Origin of the sequence: Mesorhizobium sp. WSM3626 (genome assembly GCF_000513935.1) — a bacterium.
Classification (GTDB): domain Bacteria; phylum Pseudomonadota; class Alphaproteobacteria; order Rhizobiales; family Rhizobiaceae; genus Mesorhizobium; species Mesorhizobium salmacidum.
This window is the reverse complement of the sequence record NZ_AZUY01000042.1, coordinates 27,138-42,044: the sequence shown is the minus strand read 5'-3', so window position 1 is coordinate 42,044 and position 14,907 is coordinate 27,138. Positions and strand designations below refer to the sequence as shown.

Sequence of the window (14,907 nt, the reverse complement as noted above, 5' to 3'; positions counted from 1 at the left end):
GCCTCCTAGATGCCGCGCGGCGACGTCCCTTCAGAAGGAGGTCCCTATCGCTCCGATCAGAAGAAGTGACGCCGACCCAGCAGCGCATGTTGTCGGCCGGCCATGCACCAAGACGATCGGCCGCCCAGCCGCGGGGCCGATCTCTTCATCGGTGATGTGGAGATCTCGGGTTCCGATCTTGCCAATCATGATTTGACCCAACGTCGCGCCGTTTGGATCGGTTCCAAATCCAAGATTGACCTGCCGCGCATATGGCAGGCGGAGAGGGGACTCCGGCTTGCTATCAGTTCGGCCTGGAAGCGGAGCCCGGGTGGTCGCTCCTCCAGGCGGCTTCGAGGACCTTGCCTGGCTTCCAAAAACAGCGATCGAGTTGAACCTTCCGCCATCTCAGCTGTTTGGTCACATGCCCCGGCTCTCCGCATGCCCATAGCTCGCGGTGGGGGGAAGAAAAAGCCGACACGGGAGTACGATGATGGCGACCATGAAAGCCGTTCGCATCCATGAATTTGGCGGACCGGACGTTCTCTCACTTGAGGACGCTCCGTTTCCGCAGCCGCACGATGATGAGGTCTTGCTGAAGGTCCATGCCAGCAGCGTCAATCCGGTTGATTACAAAATCAGATCCGGAGGCGGAAAGAAGGACCAACTGCCGATGACGCTTGGCCGTGACGTTTCCGGCACCGTCGAACTCTGCGGCACGCGGGCGCACACACTCAAAAAAGGCGATCCGTTCTATGCGATGCTGGGACCGGATCGCGGTGGCCAAGCTGAATATGTTGTGGTGAAGGCGATCGAAATGGCCGCCAAGCCACAGTCCGTGGACCACCTGCATGCGGCGGCGGTGCCGCTTGCAGCGCTCACCGCCTGGCAGGGGCTTTTCGACCATGGTGCACTGACGGCCGGGCAGCGCGTCCTGATCCATGGCGGGGCTGGCGGGGTCGGCCATTTTGCTGTCCAATTGGCAAAGGCAAAGGGCGCGTTCGTTGCGACCACCGTTTCCGGCGAGGATCTCGAATTCGCGCGCTCACTGGGGGCCGACCAGGCCATCGATTACAAAAACGAGCGGTTCGAGGATATTGTCGGCAAGGTCGATCTCGTCTTCGATCTGGTCGCTGGCGAGACGCAGGATCGCTCCTGGGCCGTCGTCAAACCTGGCGGGATAATCGTGTCGACGCTGGCGGAACCTTCTATTGAGAGCGCACGCAAAGCCGGCGCCCGCGGCATTCATTACATGGCGAAGCCGAATGCAGCCCAGCTTGGCGAAATCGGTCGCCTGATCGACGAAGGCAAAGTGCGGCCGCACGTCGACGCGACCTTTCCGCTGCAGGACGCCGCTGCCGCCGAAGCCTGGCTGGAAAACAAGCATGTGCGCGGAAAGATCGTGCTCGAAGTCGCACCTTGATTTCGAGGCCAGATGTAGCCTGGGCTGTCCTTCACAAGCGCCTCAGCCTACTGGGCTGTCCTGGCTGCCCTCCTTCTTCACGACGGCTACCTGTCGGAATCGACCGCTCTCGATCCTGTGCAAGGCCGTAACCGCAGCGCGATTATCGCCGTTGGCATCCCAGGAAATCTTTTGTTCGTATGCAATTCCCTTGCGATGTATCCCGCGCACCGCGTCCGCGACGCGATCCCGGGTCGGGTCGCCGTTGTTGGAGGCGACCCGGATGGCATCGATCAACGTCGCCGCGGCGTCAAAGGCATTGACGGCATAATTCCTGATCCGTCCGAAACGCCGCTCGTATCGATCGGCCATTTCCAGCGATCCGGCAATTTCACCCAGTTGCGGACATGCTGAAAGAACGAGGACGCCTTCGCCCTGCTCGGCGGCGGCTCCGGCCGGTTCAAGAAAATTTCCGACGTCCCAGCAACCATCGCCGGTGGCGAACAGGCGATCATCCTGCCGGGTACGCATTTCCTTCACCAGAGGGGCGCCCTCGAAGGTCCCGCCATAGAAGATGGCGCTCGCTTCCCGAGGCAAGGAGGCCACGAGATCCGCGAAGTTTCTTTCGCCTTCCTGAACTGTGTGCCGCCGCAGAACGGAGCCGCCGGCAGTTTCAAATGCGGCGGCGAACTCCTTGCTCATGCTCCTTCCATAGACGGTGTCGGTCTGGATGACGACAACAGTTTTCTTGCCTAACTGGCGGACCATGTACTGGGCGATGGCGAGCCCCGTCGCATCGTCACTGTTGGTGAAACGGTAAACGTTGCTCCATCCGGAGTGCGTTAGTGCCGGGTTGGAGACGATCGGACCGATCAACGGCAGACCGGCCGCGGCATAGAGAGGCGCGACCTGCAAGGTAACATTGCTGTTGTAATGCCCGATCGCTGCGACGGCGGCGGAATTGCGAACGAATTCCTTCACGACCCGCTCGCCGTCTTCCTCGCGACCTTTGTCGTCGAGGACGACCGCTTCGATCCGGTGGCCGTTGATGCCACCGGCCTCGTTCGCGCCATCGACGGCGAGCTGAATGGCGTTGGCCATTTCGCGACCGAGCGTCTCGCCCATCCCGCCGAGCGGCACGCCGACGCCAATCTTCAGGGGTGTGTTGGCCAAAGCGGTCAACTCTCGTCGGCCCGGCCTGCGTACCGAGCGACCGCCCCGGACAGGGGACGAGACGCCTTTGTATGGTCGGCAAGAATATGGTCAGGCAATGCCGCTCCCGGCGCTATGTCCTGTCTCATGGGCTGTCGCCTCTCTGGTGGCGCGTTTGTCGGTCTAACCGAAGTACGGCGTTTATGTTCCCATCCGACTTCATGGCAACATTCCCGCGGGGCATCGATCATGATGATGTCGAACGCCGGGGATTGCGCAGGGTTGCGATTCCCGGCGGTTTTCGGCTGCGCTCGAGAGTCACCATTTTGTGAGTATTCCCCGCCGACGGAACCTTTGTCGCATCGCCGCCGTTAGGCGCTCGATCCAAAGCCATGCAAATCGGCGCGGGGATGCCGCAGGTCTTTTCCAGCAATGCCAACGGGATTGCCCGCTTCATACTGTGGGGACTTTGTTTCTTCGCGATTTTCGCGGCCATCGGCGGCACGGCACTTTTGCGTTCGGGGTTCATCACCGGTGTTGGCCGTCCCGTGGCACAGGCAGTCCCGTTCAGTCACAAGCATCATGTTGGCGATATCGGGCTGGACTGCCGCTATTGCCACAATGGCGTCGAGACATCGGCGTCCGCGGGGTTGCCCGCGACCGAGGTGTGCATGACCTGCCACTCGCAGATATTCACCAATGCCGACATGCTGGCGCCGGTGCGTGCAAGCCTTGCCTCAGGACGGCCGCTGCAATGGCAGCGCGTCAATTCGGTGCCGGACTTCGTCTACTTCAACCACTCCATCCACATCGCCAAGGGTGTCGCCTGCGAGACCTGCCACGGCGATGTCGACGACATGCCGCTGATGCAGCGCGCGCATTCATTGTCGATGGAATGGTGCCTGGGCTGTCATCGCGATCCCGGCCCCAATCTCCGTCCGCCGCGGGACGTTTTCCTGCTGCACTGGAATCCGCCGCAGGACATCGAACAGGTCAGGCGTTCCCTGATCAGCATCCTTGATATCCACCCCGAGACGATGACGGATTGCTATGTCTGCCATCGCTGACATCAAGTCAGTCTCGGCCTCCGATCTAGCGGCATTGCGGCGGGCAGCGACGGGACGCGAGCCGTGGCGGAGCCTGGATGAACTGGCCGATACGGCCGAGTTCCGGCGCTTCGGCGAGGCGGAATTTCCGGCCATCGCCGAACGCCTGCCGTTCAGCCTCGACCGACGCACCTTGTTGAAGCTGATGGGCGCGTCACTCTCGCTGGCCGGTCTGACCGCCTGCAGCGAGGCCGAACGCATTGTGCCTTACGTGCGCCAGCCGGAAAACATTATTCCCGGCAAGCCGCTCTATTATGCGACGGCCCTTTCCAGCGATGGCTACGGCATCGGCGCGGTTGTCGAGAGCCATGAAGGGCGGCCGACCAAGGTCGAGGGCAATCCGGATCATCCGGCCTCGCGCGGCGCTACCGACGCCATCATGCAGGCGGCGGTGCTGTCGCTGTTCGATCCCGAACGGTCTCGCGCCCCGCTCAGGCAAGGCGAGCCTGCGAGTTACGGCGACTTTCTCAAAGACATGGCGAAGCTTGCCGGCGGATTGGCCGCTTCGGGCGGGCAAGGTTTGGCACTGCTGATCGAGGCGACAACATCGCCGACGACCAAGGCGCAGATCGGATCGCTCAAGCAGCGCTATCCCAAACTTCGCGTCTTCAGGCACGATCCGCTTGCGGCCAGCGCGAACGAGCAGGCAACGGCCAAACTGTTCGGCAGGCCGCTGACACCGATCTACCATTTCGACCGCGCCGATGTGATCGTCAGCCTTGATGCCGACTTCCTCGGCGAAGGGCCGGGACGTCTGGCCTATGCCCGCGATTTCGCGCAGCGGCGGCGCGTGCGCAAGTCGACGGACACGATGAACCGTCTCTACGTCGTCGAGTCGACGCCCACAATCACGGGTGCGGCGGCGGATCATCGCCGTGCCGTCAGACCTGGCCTGGTGGAAGGCATTGCGGCGGCGATCAAGGCAGCTCTCGAAGGCGGGCACGATGCGGCGAGTTTGCCGTCGCTCGGCATGGAATACGCGCTTGTCGACGATCTCCGCGAGGCCGGCCGCAACGCCCTGGTGGTGCCTGGCGCGCACCAGACGCCGTTCGTGCATGCCGTGGCCTTTGCCATGAATGCCAGGCTTGGAGCCGTCGGCAACACGCTGGATTTCATCGAGCCGCCGCACGCCATGCCGATCGACGGCGATCTTGCCGCGCTTTGCCAGGCCATCACGAGCGGATCGGTCGACAGCGCCATCGTGCTCGGCTCCAATCCCTTGTACACGGCGCCGTCGGACGTCGATGTGCGCAACGCCTTTTCGAAGCTGAAGCTTCTCGTCCACTGGGGACTCTATCGCGACGAGACCGCATTTCTGGCGCAGTGGCACATTCCCGCCGCGCACGAGTTGGAGAGCTGGAGCGACATCCGTGCCTATGACGGCACGGCCTCGATCGTGCAGCCGCTGATCCTGCCTCTGTTCGGCGGCAAGAGCCTGCACCAACTGCTGGCCGCGCTCGGCGGTGAGTTCGATGCCGATATGCAGGCCCTGGTGCGCCCGACATGGGCTGACATGGACGAGCCGGCTTGGCGAAAAGCATTGCGCGATGGTGTCGTACCGAACAGCGCCTCTGCTCCTGTCGTCGTCTCGATTCCGGCGGATGTCGGCGATCCCGCGCCGCATGCTCCTGTTACCAATCGGCTGGAGGTCCGCTTCGAGGCCGATCCCTGGCTTCGCGATGGCCGCAACGCCAATTCGCCGTGGCTGCAGGAGTTGCCCCGCCCGCTGAGCAAGCTCGTCTGGGGCAATGCGGCGCTGATCTCGCCAGCGACCGCACAGCGCCTGGGGCTCGAAAACGGGCAGATGGCCAATCTGGCGCGAGGCGGCAAGGATCTCGACGCGCCGGTGTGGATCATGCCCGGACAGCCTGACGACACGGTGACGCTGTCGCTCGGGTTCGGGCGCAAGATCGGTTCGGTCGCCGCGTTGTCCGGTGGCTACGATGCCTTTGTCCTGCGGACCGCTGACGCTCCCTGGTTTGCCGATGGCCTCGTGTTGACGGCGCGCGACGGGTCGGCGCGGGTGGTGACGACCCAGCACCACCAGGCGATGGAGGGCAGGGCGATCGTGCGGCACGCGACGCTCGACGCCTTCAGGCAAGATCCGCATTTCGTCCGTGACGGTGCGCCGCCAGCGCCGACGGAATCGCTGTACCCCGACTGGACCTACGACCAGGAAGCCTGGGGCATGTCGATCGACCTCTCGGCCTGCATCGGCTGCGTGGCTTGCGTATCGGCCTGCCAGGCCGAGAACAACATCGCGACCGTCGGACCGGATGAAGCCGCCCTCGGTCACGAAATGCACTGGCTGCGCATCGACCGTTACTACGCCGGCGCGGTCGACGACCCCGACACCTTCTTCCAACCCGTGCCTTGCATGCATTGCGAGAAGGCGCCCTGCGAGGCGGTCTGTCCGGTCAACGCGACGATCCACACCCATGACGGCCTGAACGCGCAGGTCTACAACCGCTGCATCGGCACGCGCTACTGTTCGCAGAACTGCCCTTACAAGGTGCGCCGCTTCAATTTCCTTAAGTACCAGGAATTCGACAAGGACAGTGCCGGGCCACAGCAGGCCGTGCATAATCCTGACGTCACCGTGCGCTCGCGCGGCGTCATGGAAAAATGCACTTATTGCGTCCAGCGCGTTGCCGAAAAGCGCATCCGCGCGCAGATCGAGAACCGCGAAATCGCCGATGGCGAAGTCGTCACCGCTTGCCAGCAGGCATGCCCGACACAGGCCATCACCTTTGGGGACCTCAACAGGAAGGGTTCTCAGGTATCGCGCGAGAAAGCCGCGCCGCATGACTATGCCCTGCTCGAAGAGCTGAACACGCGGCCGCGCACCACCTATCTCGGCAAGATCACCAATCCGAACGCCGGGATCGCCGGCAAGCCAGGCACAGAGACCGGCGATGGCTGAAGCGGTCGCGGTCACAGCCGGAAAAGCCCAGCCGCAAGCGCCGGTGCTGCGGGGGCGCCATGATTTTCCCGAGATCAGCGGCCGTATCAGCGCGATTGTCCTGCAAGGCAAGCTGCCGCGCTTCTTCTGGGCGGCGTTCTTCGTCTGCTTCGCCTTCGTGCTGCTGTTCCTCTATTCCATCACCTACCTGATCTCGGTCGGCGTGGGCGCTTACGGCGTCAACATTCCTGTCGTCTGGGGCACGATGATTTCCAGCTTCGTCTGGTGGATCGGCATCGGCCATGCCGGCACGCTGATCTCGGCGGTGCTGCTTTTGCTGCGCCAGCCCTGGCGTGCCTCGATCAACCGCTTCGCCGAGGCGATGACGCTGTTTGCCGTGGCAATGGCCGGGCTCTACCCGATCCTGCATCTCGGCCGGCCATGGTTCTTCTACTGGCTGCTGCCCCTGCCCAACACCCATATGCATTGGCCACAATGGCGCAGCCCGCTGGTCTGGGATTTTGCCGCGATTTCCACCTACGCCAGCGTGTCGCTGCTGTTCTGGTACATGGGACTGCTGCCGGATCTCGGCGTGCTGCGCGACCGCGCCAGATCGCGCGCCGGCCAACTCTTCTACGGCATCCTGGCGCTTGGCTGGCGCGGCTCGGCCTACCATTGGGCACGCTATCGGACCGTCTATTTCCTGATGGCGGCCCTTGCCACACCGCTCGTCGTGTCGGTGCATTCGATCGTCGCGCTCGATTTCACCTATGCCATCACGCCGGGCTATCACTCGACGATCTTCCCGCCTTACTTCGTCGCCGGCGCGCTGCTCTCCGGCTTTGCCATGGTGCTGACCATCGCCATTCCCTTGCGCTGGGCCTTCGCGGTCGAAGACCTGATCACGTTGCGCCACATGGAGAACGCCGCCAAGCTGATGATCGCGGCCGGCATGATCGTCATTTACGGCTATGCGTCGGAAGCATTCTTCGCCTGGTATTCCGGGCAGCCCTATGAGCGCGCGATGATGGCCCAGCGCGCCGTCGGTCCTTACGCGCCATTGTTCTGGATCATGCTGTTTTGCAATTGCATCGTGCTGCAGCTGCTCTGGCTGCGCCGCGTGCGGCTCAACATGCCGGTTTTGTTTTCAATCGCATTGGTCATCAACATCGGCATGTGGCTGGAGCGCTATGTCATCGTGGTAACCGGTCCGAGCCGTGACTACCTGCCGTCGTCCTGGGGCGAGCAGTCTCTGACCTGGCTCGATTTCGGCATCCTGTTCGGTTCGATCGGTACCTTCTTCGCGCTGGTCTTCCTCTTCATCCGCATCCTGCCGGCGATCACCATCTTCGAGGTCGAGGAATTGGTCGATGAGAAAAGCGGGGCCGCATGAGCCTCCATGGCGTCATCGCGGCATTCGCCGATCCCGATGCGCTGACGCAGGCGGCGCGGACGATGCGCGACAAGGGTTACCGGCGCATGGATGCGTTCTCGCCCTTCGAGGTGCGCGGCCTCGCCGAGATTTTGGGCATGTCAAGGACGCGGCTGCCATGGGCGGTGCTGGCGGGCGGCATTGCCGGCGGGCTGCTGGTTTATGCACTGATCCTCTATTCGGTCGAGATCGACTACCCCGTCAATGTCGGCGGCCGGCCGCTGCATTCCTGGCCGCCTTTCATGGTGATCGCCTTCGAGGCAGCCATACTGGGCGCGGCTCTGGCCGGCTTCGTCGGCATGCTCCGCGCGAACGGTTTGCCGCAATATTACCATCCGGTGTTCAACGCCAAAACTTTCACCTACGCGCAGGGCGGCAAGTTCTACCTTCTCGTCGAAGCCGCCGATTCGAAATACCGCAAGGGCATCACCAGGCGGCAGCTGACCCGGCTTGGCGCGGAGACAGTCGAGGACGTGGAGGCATGAGATGGCGGACGCCGCTCTTGCCATTCATCCTGCTGCTCGCTGGCTGCAAACAGGACATGGCCGACCAGCCACGCTACAATCCGCTCGAGGCCAGCAAGCAATTCGCCGACGGCATGTCGGCCCGGACGCCGGTCGATGGCAGCGTGGCGCGCGACGCCGATCTCGCGGCAACGCCGGACAGATTTCCGTACCCGGTCACCACAGCTCTTCTCCAGCGCGGGCAGCAACGCTTCGACATCTTCTGCTCGCCCTGCCATGGCCGCACCGGCGACGGTCATGGGATGGTGGTCCAGCGCGGTTTCCCGGCGCCGCCGAGCTATCATCAGGACGCGCTGCGCAAGGCATCCGATCGCCATTTCTACGACGTGATCACCAACGGCTATGGCGCGATGTATTCCTATGCCGCGCGGGTGCCATCGACGGATCGATGGGCGATCGTCGCCTATATCAGGGCCTTGCAATATTCACGCTACGCACCTGGCAAGGCGCTGCCGGATACGCTTCGCGCGAAACTAGATGCGGAGGCCGCGCGATGAGGCGTTTCGCATGGCCCGATGGTCTTTCAGTTCCGACGATTGCTGTGGCTGCGGCGGGATTTTTGCTTTGCGGCGTCGGCCTTTTCCTGAATCCGCGGGCAACGCTTGCCGGTTGGCTGACGACAGCGCTGTTCCTGCTCGGATTTCCGCTTGGCGCGATGATTGTCCTGATGGTCCATGGCCTGACCGGCGGCCGCTGGGGCGACGCGCTGCGTCCGCCCCTGCGCGCCATCGTCGCGACACTGCCTGTGGGGCTGTTGTTGTTTCTACCTGTCCTCACCCGGCTCGATCTGGTCTTTCCCTGGGTGGGAGCGGACCCTGCGATGCTGCCGGAAGCGGTGCGGCAAAAACTTGCCTATCTCAACGTGCCATTCTTCATCGGTCGCTTCCTGATATGTGCACTGGCGTGGCTGGTGCTCGCCTGGCTCGTCGTCGGCTGGACAGCGCCTGAGGGCGACAGATCCAGCCGCGGGACCGCTACCGGCTATGCGATCGGACTCGTCGTCCACGGCCTGGCAGCAACAGTGCTTGCCATCGACTGGATGCTGTCGATCGAGCCGGAGTTCACGTCGACCATCTACGCGCTGCTCGAAGCCGCTGCCGAAGTCGTCGGCGCGTGTGCATTGGCTCTGGTGGTGCTGGCAGCCAGCCGCGCGATCGAGACGATGCCCGGTGGCGAGGAGGACGTGGCGCTTGGCGAAGACGTCGCCAACATGCTGTTCGGCTTCATGCTGATGTGGACGTACCTGTCCTTCATGCAGTGGCTGATCGTCTGGGCCGGCGACCTGCCGGAAGAAATCCATTGGTACGTCCTTCGTGGCCGGAACGGCTGGCAATATCTGCTCTGGCTGCTGATCGCGCTGCAGTTCGTGGTGCCGTTCTTCGCCTTCCTCATACGTTCGGTCAAGCGCAGCCATCGCGGCCTGCTGGGGCTTGGCGCGGTCGTTCTTGCCGGACATTTCCTTGACGTCGTCTGGCGCGTTCGCCCGTCGCTGTCGGCAGCCGGTGCGCAGGTGTCCTGGCCGGACCTAGCGGCGTTTGCAGGGGCGGGTGGCGCGTGGTGTGCATGTTTCCTCTATCTCTGGGCGAGGCCGGATCGCATTGCTGTGCGGCGCAGGAGGCTGGTCCGTGGCTAAGGCCTCGCATCCTGAAACGCGTGATGTCCGGCCACGCGCCCTGCTGCTCTTCGGGGTCGCCCTGCTGATCTTCCTGGCGCTTGCGGCGCTGGCGCTGAAGCTGATTTTCGACACGGCGCCATACTGGCCCTTGGTGAATGCCGAGAAGACCAGCCAAGCAGGTCCCGCATTACAACGCTTGCCGGGAGCCGACCTCGCGGCGTTCCGCAAGCGGGAAGATGAGGAACTCGGCAGGCTTGCCTGGGTTGATCGCGGTGCCGGCATAGCGCGCATTCCAATCCAAGACGCGATGAAGCTGGTTGCAGCGCAAGGTCTGCCGGACTGGGCAGGCGCGGCCGCTTCGCCAGGTCAGAATTGCGGCTTGCTCGAAGAGCAGGTCCCACGCGCGCCACAGGCCAGCGATTGCCACGCCGGATCATTCACCGCGCAGCCAAACGACAAGGCGCCCCAGCCGAGCCAAGCCGCACCGGCTCCGGGGGCGAGCCCATGACGCGTTTGGGGCTGCTGGTATTTTTGTTGCTCCTTCCAGCTGCCGCCAGCGCTTCGGTGCGGCCGTCTTTCGATCCGCAAATCGGCGCCCAGCTCGATCTCGACCGGGTTTTCAGAGATAGCTCCGGCAAGCTGGCGCCGTTGTCTGCCATCCTCGACGGTCGGCCGGCGCTCGTCATCTTCGGCTATGACAAGTGTCCCAACCTGTGCGGTGTCACACAGCAGGCGGTGGCCTCGGATCTGAACAAGACCGGCCTGGATCCTTCGACCTATCACGCGCTTTTCGTCTCGATAGATCCTTCCGAGGCGGTTGCAGACGCGGCCTCCGTCCGGAGCGAGGTCGCGCGGTCCGCCGGTGAGGCCGGCCTGTCGGCCTGGCGTTTTCTGACCAGTGCCGATGGCGGCGGTGCCGACCTTGCATCGGAGGCCGGCATCACCTTCGACCGGCGTGACCGCATCGCCCAATACGTCCATCCGATCGCCGTCATCGCGCTGACGCCGCGAGGGCGGATCGCACAGGTGCTGCCGGCGCTGACTTTCGAGCCGCGCGATTTGAGGCTTGCTCTGGTCGAGGCGTCGGCGGGGCGGCTGGGATCGATCGCCGACCATGTCTTCCTGCTCTGCGCCGGCTTCGATAGCTCCAAAGGGCAGTACACCTCGACGATACAGGCGGTTCTGAAGATAGCGGGGCTGGCAACGCTGCTGGGGCTCTGTGCGAGCCTTTTCATGCTGACGCGGGGGAGGCGGGTTTGAGCTTCGGCATCCCCTTCACGCCACCCGAGGCCTCGTCGATCGCCGGCAGCGTCGACATGTTGTTTTACACCTTGCTGGCATTCACCGCGGCCCTGGGGATATTCCTGGCCAGTCTCGTCGTCTTCTATGCTATCAAGTATCGCGCCGGCTCCAAGGCGGAACGAACCGGCGAGCGCGCGCGCAGCCTGCCGCTGGAAGTGGCCTGGACAGTAGCGAGCCTGCTGATCGCTTTCGTCATCTTCGGGTGGGGCGCCGCGCTGTTCCTGCGCCGCGAGCATCCGCCGCTCGACGCGCTCGAAATCGCCGGCCTCGGCAAGCAATGGATGTGGGAGTTCCGCCATCCCGGCGGCCAGCGCGAGATCAATGAACTGCATGTGCCGGTCGGAAAGACGGTGATCGTCTCGCTGGCATCGCAGGATGTCATCCACTCGTTCTTCGTGCCGGCCTTCCGGGTCAAGCAGGACGCCGTGCCGGGGCGCACCACCCATGTCTGGTTCATAGCTGACGAGCCGGGGCGCTATCATCTGTTCTGCGCGCAATATTGCGGCACGCAGCATTCGGAAATGGGTGGCTGGGTAACGGCGATGCCGCCGGAAGACTATGCGGCGTGGCTGGGAAACCAGGGCAAGGGCGACACGCTCGCGGCCGATGGTGAAAAACTGTTTCGGGCGCTCGGCTGTTCCGGCTGCCATGAAAAGTCCAGCAAGGTGAGGGCTCCGGATCTTGCCGGCATCTTCGGACGGCCGGTGGCGTTGGAGAACCAGCAGACAGTCGTCGCCGACGAACGCTATCTGCGCGATTCCATCCTCGAGCCGAAGAAGGAAATCGCCGCCGGTTACGATCCGGTGATGCCGAGCTTCGATGGAATTGTCGACGAGGGCGAGATGCAGATGCTGCTCGCCTATCTCAAATCGCTTTCACCGCGGGCGGCAACCAGGAACGAGGCGACCCAATGAGCACCGAAGCGCTGAGGCCTTCGAGCTATCTTGGCGAGGGCGCCGGTCCCGCCGCATGGCTGTTGACCACCGACCACAAGCGCGTCGCCTGGCTCTATTTGATGTCGCTTACGGCTTTCTTCTTCCTCGGCGGCGCCTTTGCCGTGCTGATGCGCGTGGAACTTGCCACGCCTGCCGGCGACCTCGTCTCCGACGACACCTACAACCGGTTGTTCTCCCTGCACGGCATCATCATGGTGTGGTTTTTCCTGGTGCCGTCGATCCCGGCGACATTAGGCAATTTCCTTTTGCCACTGATGATCGGCGCGCGCGATCTCGCCTTCCCGCGCCTCAACCTCGCCAGCTGGTATGTGTTCATCCTCGGCAGTGCCTTTGCCCTGGCCTCGGTGCTCGCCGGCGGCGTCGACACGGGCTGGACGTTCTACACGCCGCTCTCGACGCTCTACGCCAACGGCTTCGTCTCCATGGCGGCCCTTGGCGTCTTTATCGTCGGTTTCTCGACGATCATGACCGGCATCAATTTCATCGTCACCATCCACACCTTGCGCGCGCCGGGACTGACCTGGTTCCGGCTGCCGATCTTCGTCTGGACGATGTACGCCACCGCGCTGGTGATGGTGCTGGCAACGCCGGTGCTGGCGGCCTCGCTGATCCTGATCGTGCTTGAGCGGGTGTTCGGCATCGGCATCTTCAACCCGGCGCTCGGCGGCGACCCGTTGCTGTTCCAGCATCTTTTCTGGTTCTATTCGCACCCGGCCGTCTACATCATGATTTTGCCAGGCATGGGCGTGGTCTCGGAGGTGCTGCCCTGCTTCAGCCGCCGGCCGCTGTTCGGCTACAAGGCCGTTGCCCTGTCCTCAATGGCAATCGCGGTGTTCGGCTTCCTCGTCTGGGGCCACCACATGTTCGTCTCCGGCCAATCGGCCTATGCCGGGGTGCTGTTCTCTTTCCTGTCGTTCTGCGTCGCCATCCCCTCGGCCATAAAAGTGTTCAACTGGAGCCTGACGCTGCGCAAGGGCGAGATCACCTTCGAGACGCCGATGCTTTACGCGCTGTTCTTCCTGGCGCTGTTCACCTTCGGCGGGCTGGCTGGGCTGTTCCTGGCGGCCCTCGCCATCGATGTCCACGTCCACGACACCTATTTCGTCGTGGCGCATTTCCACTACATCATGGTTGGCGGCATGGTGACGGCCTACATGGCCGGGCTGCATTTCTGGTGGCCGAAACTGACCGGCCGCATGTATTCCGAGACGTGGGGGCGGATCGCGGCGACCGTCACCTTCCTCGGCTTCAACCTGACCTTCTTCCCGCAATTCGTGCTCGGTTTTATCGGCATGCCGCGGCGCTATCATACCTATCCGCCCGAATTTCAATTCTGGCATGTCCTGTCGTCGGCCGGCGCGGTGGTGCTGGCATTTGGCTACCTGATGCCGTTGTTCTATCTCGGCTGGTCGATGTTTCGAGGTCCGCGAGCGCCCGCCAATCCGTGGGGCGCGACCGGGCTCGAATGGCAGACGGCTTCACCACCGCCACCGCATAATTTCGACACCATGCCGAGCGTCAGCCGGCCCGCTTATGACTATGCGATGAAGGGGTTGCAGCACGAGACGTTCAGTCCGCACAAGGACGAAGCCTGATGCGTTCATCCACCGAAAGTGTCGCCTTCGATACAAAGGCCCGCGAGAAGGCTGCCGACACGTTCGGCATGTGGGTGTTCATCGGGTCCGAGGCGATGCTGTTCGGCGCGATCCTGCTGGTGTTCCTGATCGCAAGGATCAGCTACGGCACGGCTTTTGCGGCTGCTTCACAACGCCTGTCGCTGCCGCTCGGCACGCTGAACACGGCCGTTCTCTTGACCAGCAGCTTTGCAATGGTGCTTGCTCACACGTTCACGGCCAGCCGACGTTGGCGCCCGGCTGTCTGGGCGTTGATCTGCACGAGCCTGCTTGGAATTGTTTTTCTATTCGTCAAGGCCGTCGAGTACGGCAGGGAATTCAAGGAGGGCCTGGCGCCGGTTCTTGGTGCGCCGTTCAGTTTCACAGGCCCCGATCCGACCCACGCCGAGTTCTTCTTCGCGCTTTATTTCGCCATGACATCGCTGCATGCGCTGCACCTGATATGTGGCGTCGCCGTGATCGCCGGCATGCTGCTGCTTTGGCCAGGAACCACGGAGGCCAGCCGCACCCATCGTGTCCAGGCAATCGGGCTTTACTGGCATTTCGTCGATATCGTCTGGGTCTTCCTGTTTCCCGTTCTCTATCTGATCAACCGATGAGCCACATCCGCAAACTCATAGTCGCTTATCTCGGGTTGCTGGCCTTGCTGGCATTGACGGTGGGCTCGTCGTTCCTCGACCTTGGCGGATTGAACTCCGCGCTCAACCTGGCGATCGCCGCGGCCAAGGCCGCGATCATCGCCACTCTGTTCATGCACCTGACCAGCGAGGGCATCTTGCCCCGGCTGGCGGTGGCGGCGACAGGCCTGTGGCTAGCCGTTCTGTTTGGGTTGACGTTGATCGGGCAATAGGGCCGAGCCTGCCAGATTTGGATTCAGCGACGCCGCAATCACAGCGCGACCAG

The 14,907-nt window shown here is 63.1% G+C and carries 14 protein-coding genes; 13 read left to right on the top strand and 1 reads right to left on the bottom strand.

What is annotated here, in order from left to right; translation table 11 throughout:
• Positions 1-469: 469 nt before the first annotated feature.
• On the top strand, positions 470-1,402 hold the full coding sequence (locus M653_RS0124170; RefSeq protein WP_245262295.1) for an NADP-dependent oxidoreductase: 933 nt from the start codon (positions 470-472) through the stop codon (positions 1,400-1,402).
• A 42-nt stretch (positions 1,403-1,444) separates the two neighbouring features.
• Here the strand turns inward: M653_RS0124170 and M653_RS0124165 are convergent, their stop codons facing one another.
• A complete protein-coding gene (locus tag M653_RS0124165) occupies positions 1,445-2,554 on the bottom strand; it encodes a branched-chain amino acid ABC transporter substrate-binding protein (protein ID WP_032935946.1) in 1,110 nt (369 codons plus the stop codon).
• Between the two features lie 371 nt (positions 2,555-2,925).
• On the opposite strand from M653_RS0124165, the gene M653_RS0124160 reads away from it, so the two are divergent.
• The 12 genes from M653_RS0124160 to M653_RS0124105 are packed head-to-tail and all read left to right on the top strand — an operon-like array spanning position 2,926 to position 14,854.
• Entirely contained in the window at positions 2,926-3,600 is a 675-nt protein-coding gene (locus tag M653_RS0124160) for a cytochrome c3 family protein (RefSeq protein ID WP_032935944.1), read from the top strand.
• Entirely contained in the window at positions 3,584-6,562 is a 2,979-nt protein-coding gene (locus M653_RS0124155; protein ID WP_051442785.1) for a TAT-variant-translocated molybdopterin oxidoreductase, read from the top strand. Before M653_RS0124160 ends, M653_RS0124155 begins: the two co-directional genes overlap by 17 nt.
• On the top strand, positions 6,555-7,934 hold the full coding sequence (gene nrfD, locus M653_RS01000000133340; protein ID WP_032935942.1) for an NrfD/PsrC family molybdoenzyme membrane anchor subunit: 1,380 nt from the start codon (positions 6,555-6,557) through the stop codon (positions 7,932-7,934). Before M653_RS0124155 ends, nrfD begins: the two co-directional genes overlap by 8 nt.
• Positions 7,931-8,458 (top strand): DUF3341 domain-containing protein, encoded by a 528-nt coding sequence (locus M653_RS0124145; protein WP_032935940.1) that lies wholly within the window; start codon positions 7,931-7,933, stop codon positions 8,456-8,458. The genes nrfD and M653_RS0124145 overlap by 4 nt, the downstream gene beginning before the upstream one ends.
• Positions 8,455-8,994 carry a cytochrome c gene (locus M653_RS0124140; protein WP_027145641.1) on the top strand — a complete coding sequence of 180 codons (540 nt, stop codon included), beginning with the start codon at positions 8,455-8,457 and terminating at the stop codon, positions 8,992-8,994. The genes M653_RS0124145 and M653_RS0124140 overlap by 4 nt, the downstream gene beginning before the upstream one ends.
• A complete protein-coding gene (locus M653_RS0124135; RefSeq protein WP_032935938.1) occupies positions 8,991-10,130 on the top strand; it encodes a hypothetical protein in 1,140 nt (379 codons plus the stop codon). The genes M653_RS0124140 and M653_RS0124135 overlap by 4 nt, the downstream gene beginning before the upstream one ends.
• Positions 10,123-10,620, top strand: coding sequence for a hypothetical protein (locus M653_RS1000000135050; protein WP_051442784.1), 498 nt, complete (start codon positions 10,123-10,125; stop codon positions 10,618-10,620). The genes M653_RS0124135 and M653_RS1000000135050 overlap by 8 nt, the downstream gene beginning before the upstream one ends.
• Entirely contained in the window at positions 10,617-11,372 is a 756-nt protein-coding gene (locus tag M653_RS0124125; RefSeq protein WP_027145639.1) for an SCO family protein, read from the top strand. The genes M653_RS1000000135050 and M653_RS0124125 overlap by 4 nt, the downstream gene beginning before the upstream one ends.
• On the top strand, positions 11,369-12,328 hold the full coding sequence (coxB, locus tag M653_RS0124120; protein ID WP_027145638.1) for a cytochrome c oxidase subunit II: 960 nt from the start codon (positions 11,369-11,371) through the stop codon (positions 12,326-12,328). Before M653_RS0124125 ends, coxB begins: the two co-directional genes overlap by 4 nt.
• Positions 12,325-13,965, top strand: a complete 1,641-nt coding sequence (ctaD, locus tag M653_RS01000000133330) for a cytochrome c oxidase subunit I (RefSeq protein WP_032935937.1) — start codon at positions 12,325-12,327, stop codon at positions 13,963-13,965. Before coxB ends, ctaD begins: the two co-directional genes overlap by 4 nt.
• Positions 13,965-14,603, top strand: coding sequence for a cytochrome c oxidase subunit 3 (locus M653_RS0124110; RefSeq protein WP_027145637.1), 639 nt, complete (start codon positions 13,965-13,967; stop codon positions 14,601-14,603). The genes ctaD and M653_RS0124110 overlap by 1 nt, the downstream gene beginning before the upstream one ends.
• Entirely contained in the window at positions 14,600-14,854 is a 255-nt protein-coding gene (locus M653_RS0124105) for a cytochrome C oxidase subunit IV family protein (protein ID WP_051442783.1), read from the top strand. The genes M653_RS0124110 and M653_RS0124105 overlap by 4 nt, the downstream gene beginning before the upstream one ends.
• The last annotated feature ends 53 nt before the right edge of the window (positions 14,855-14,907 follow it).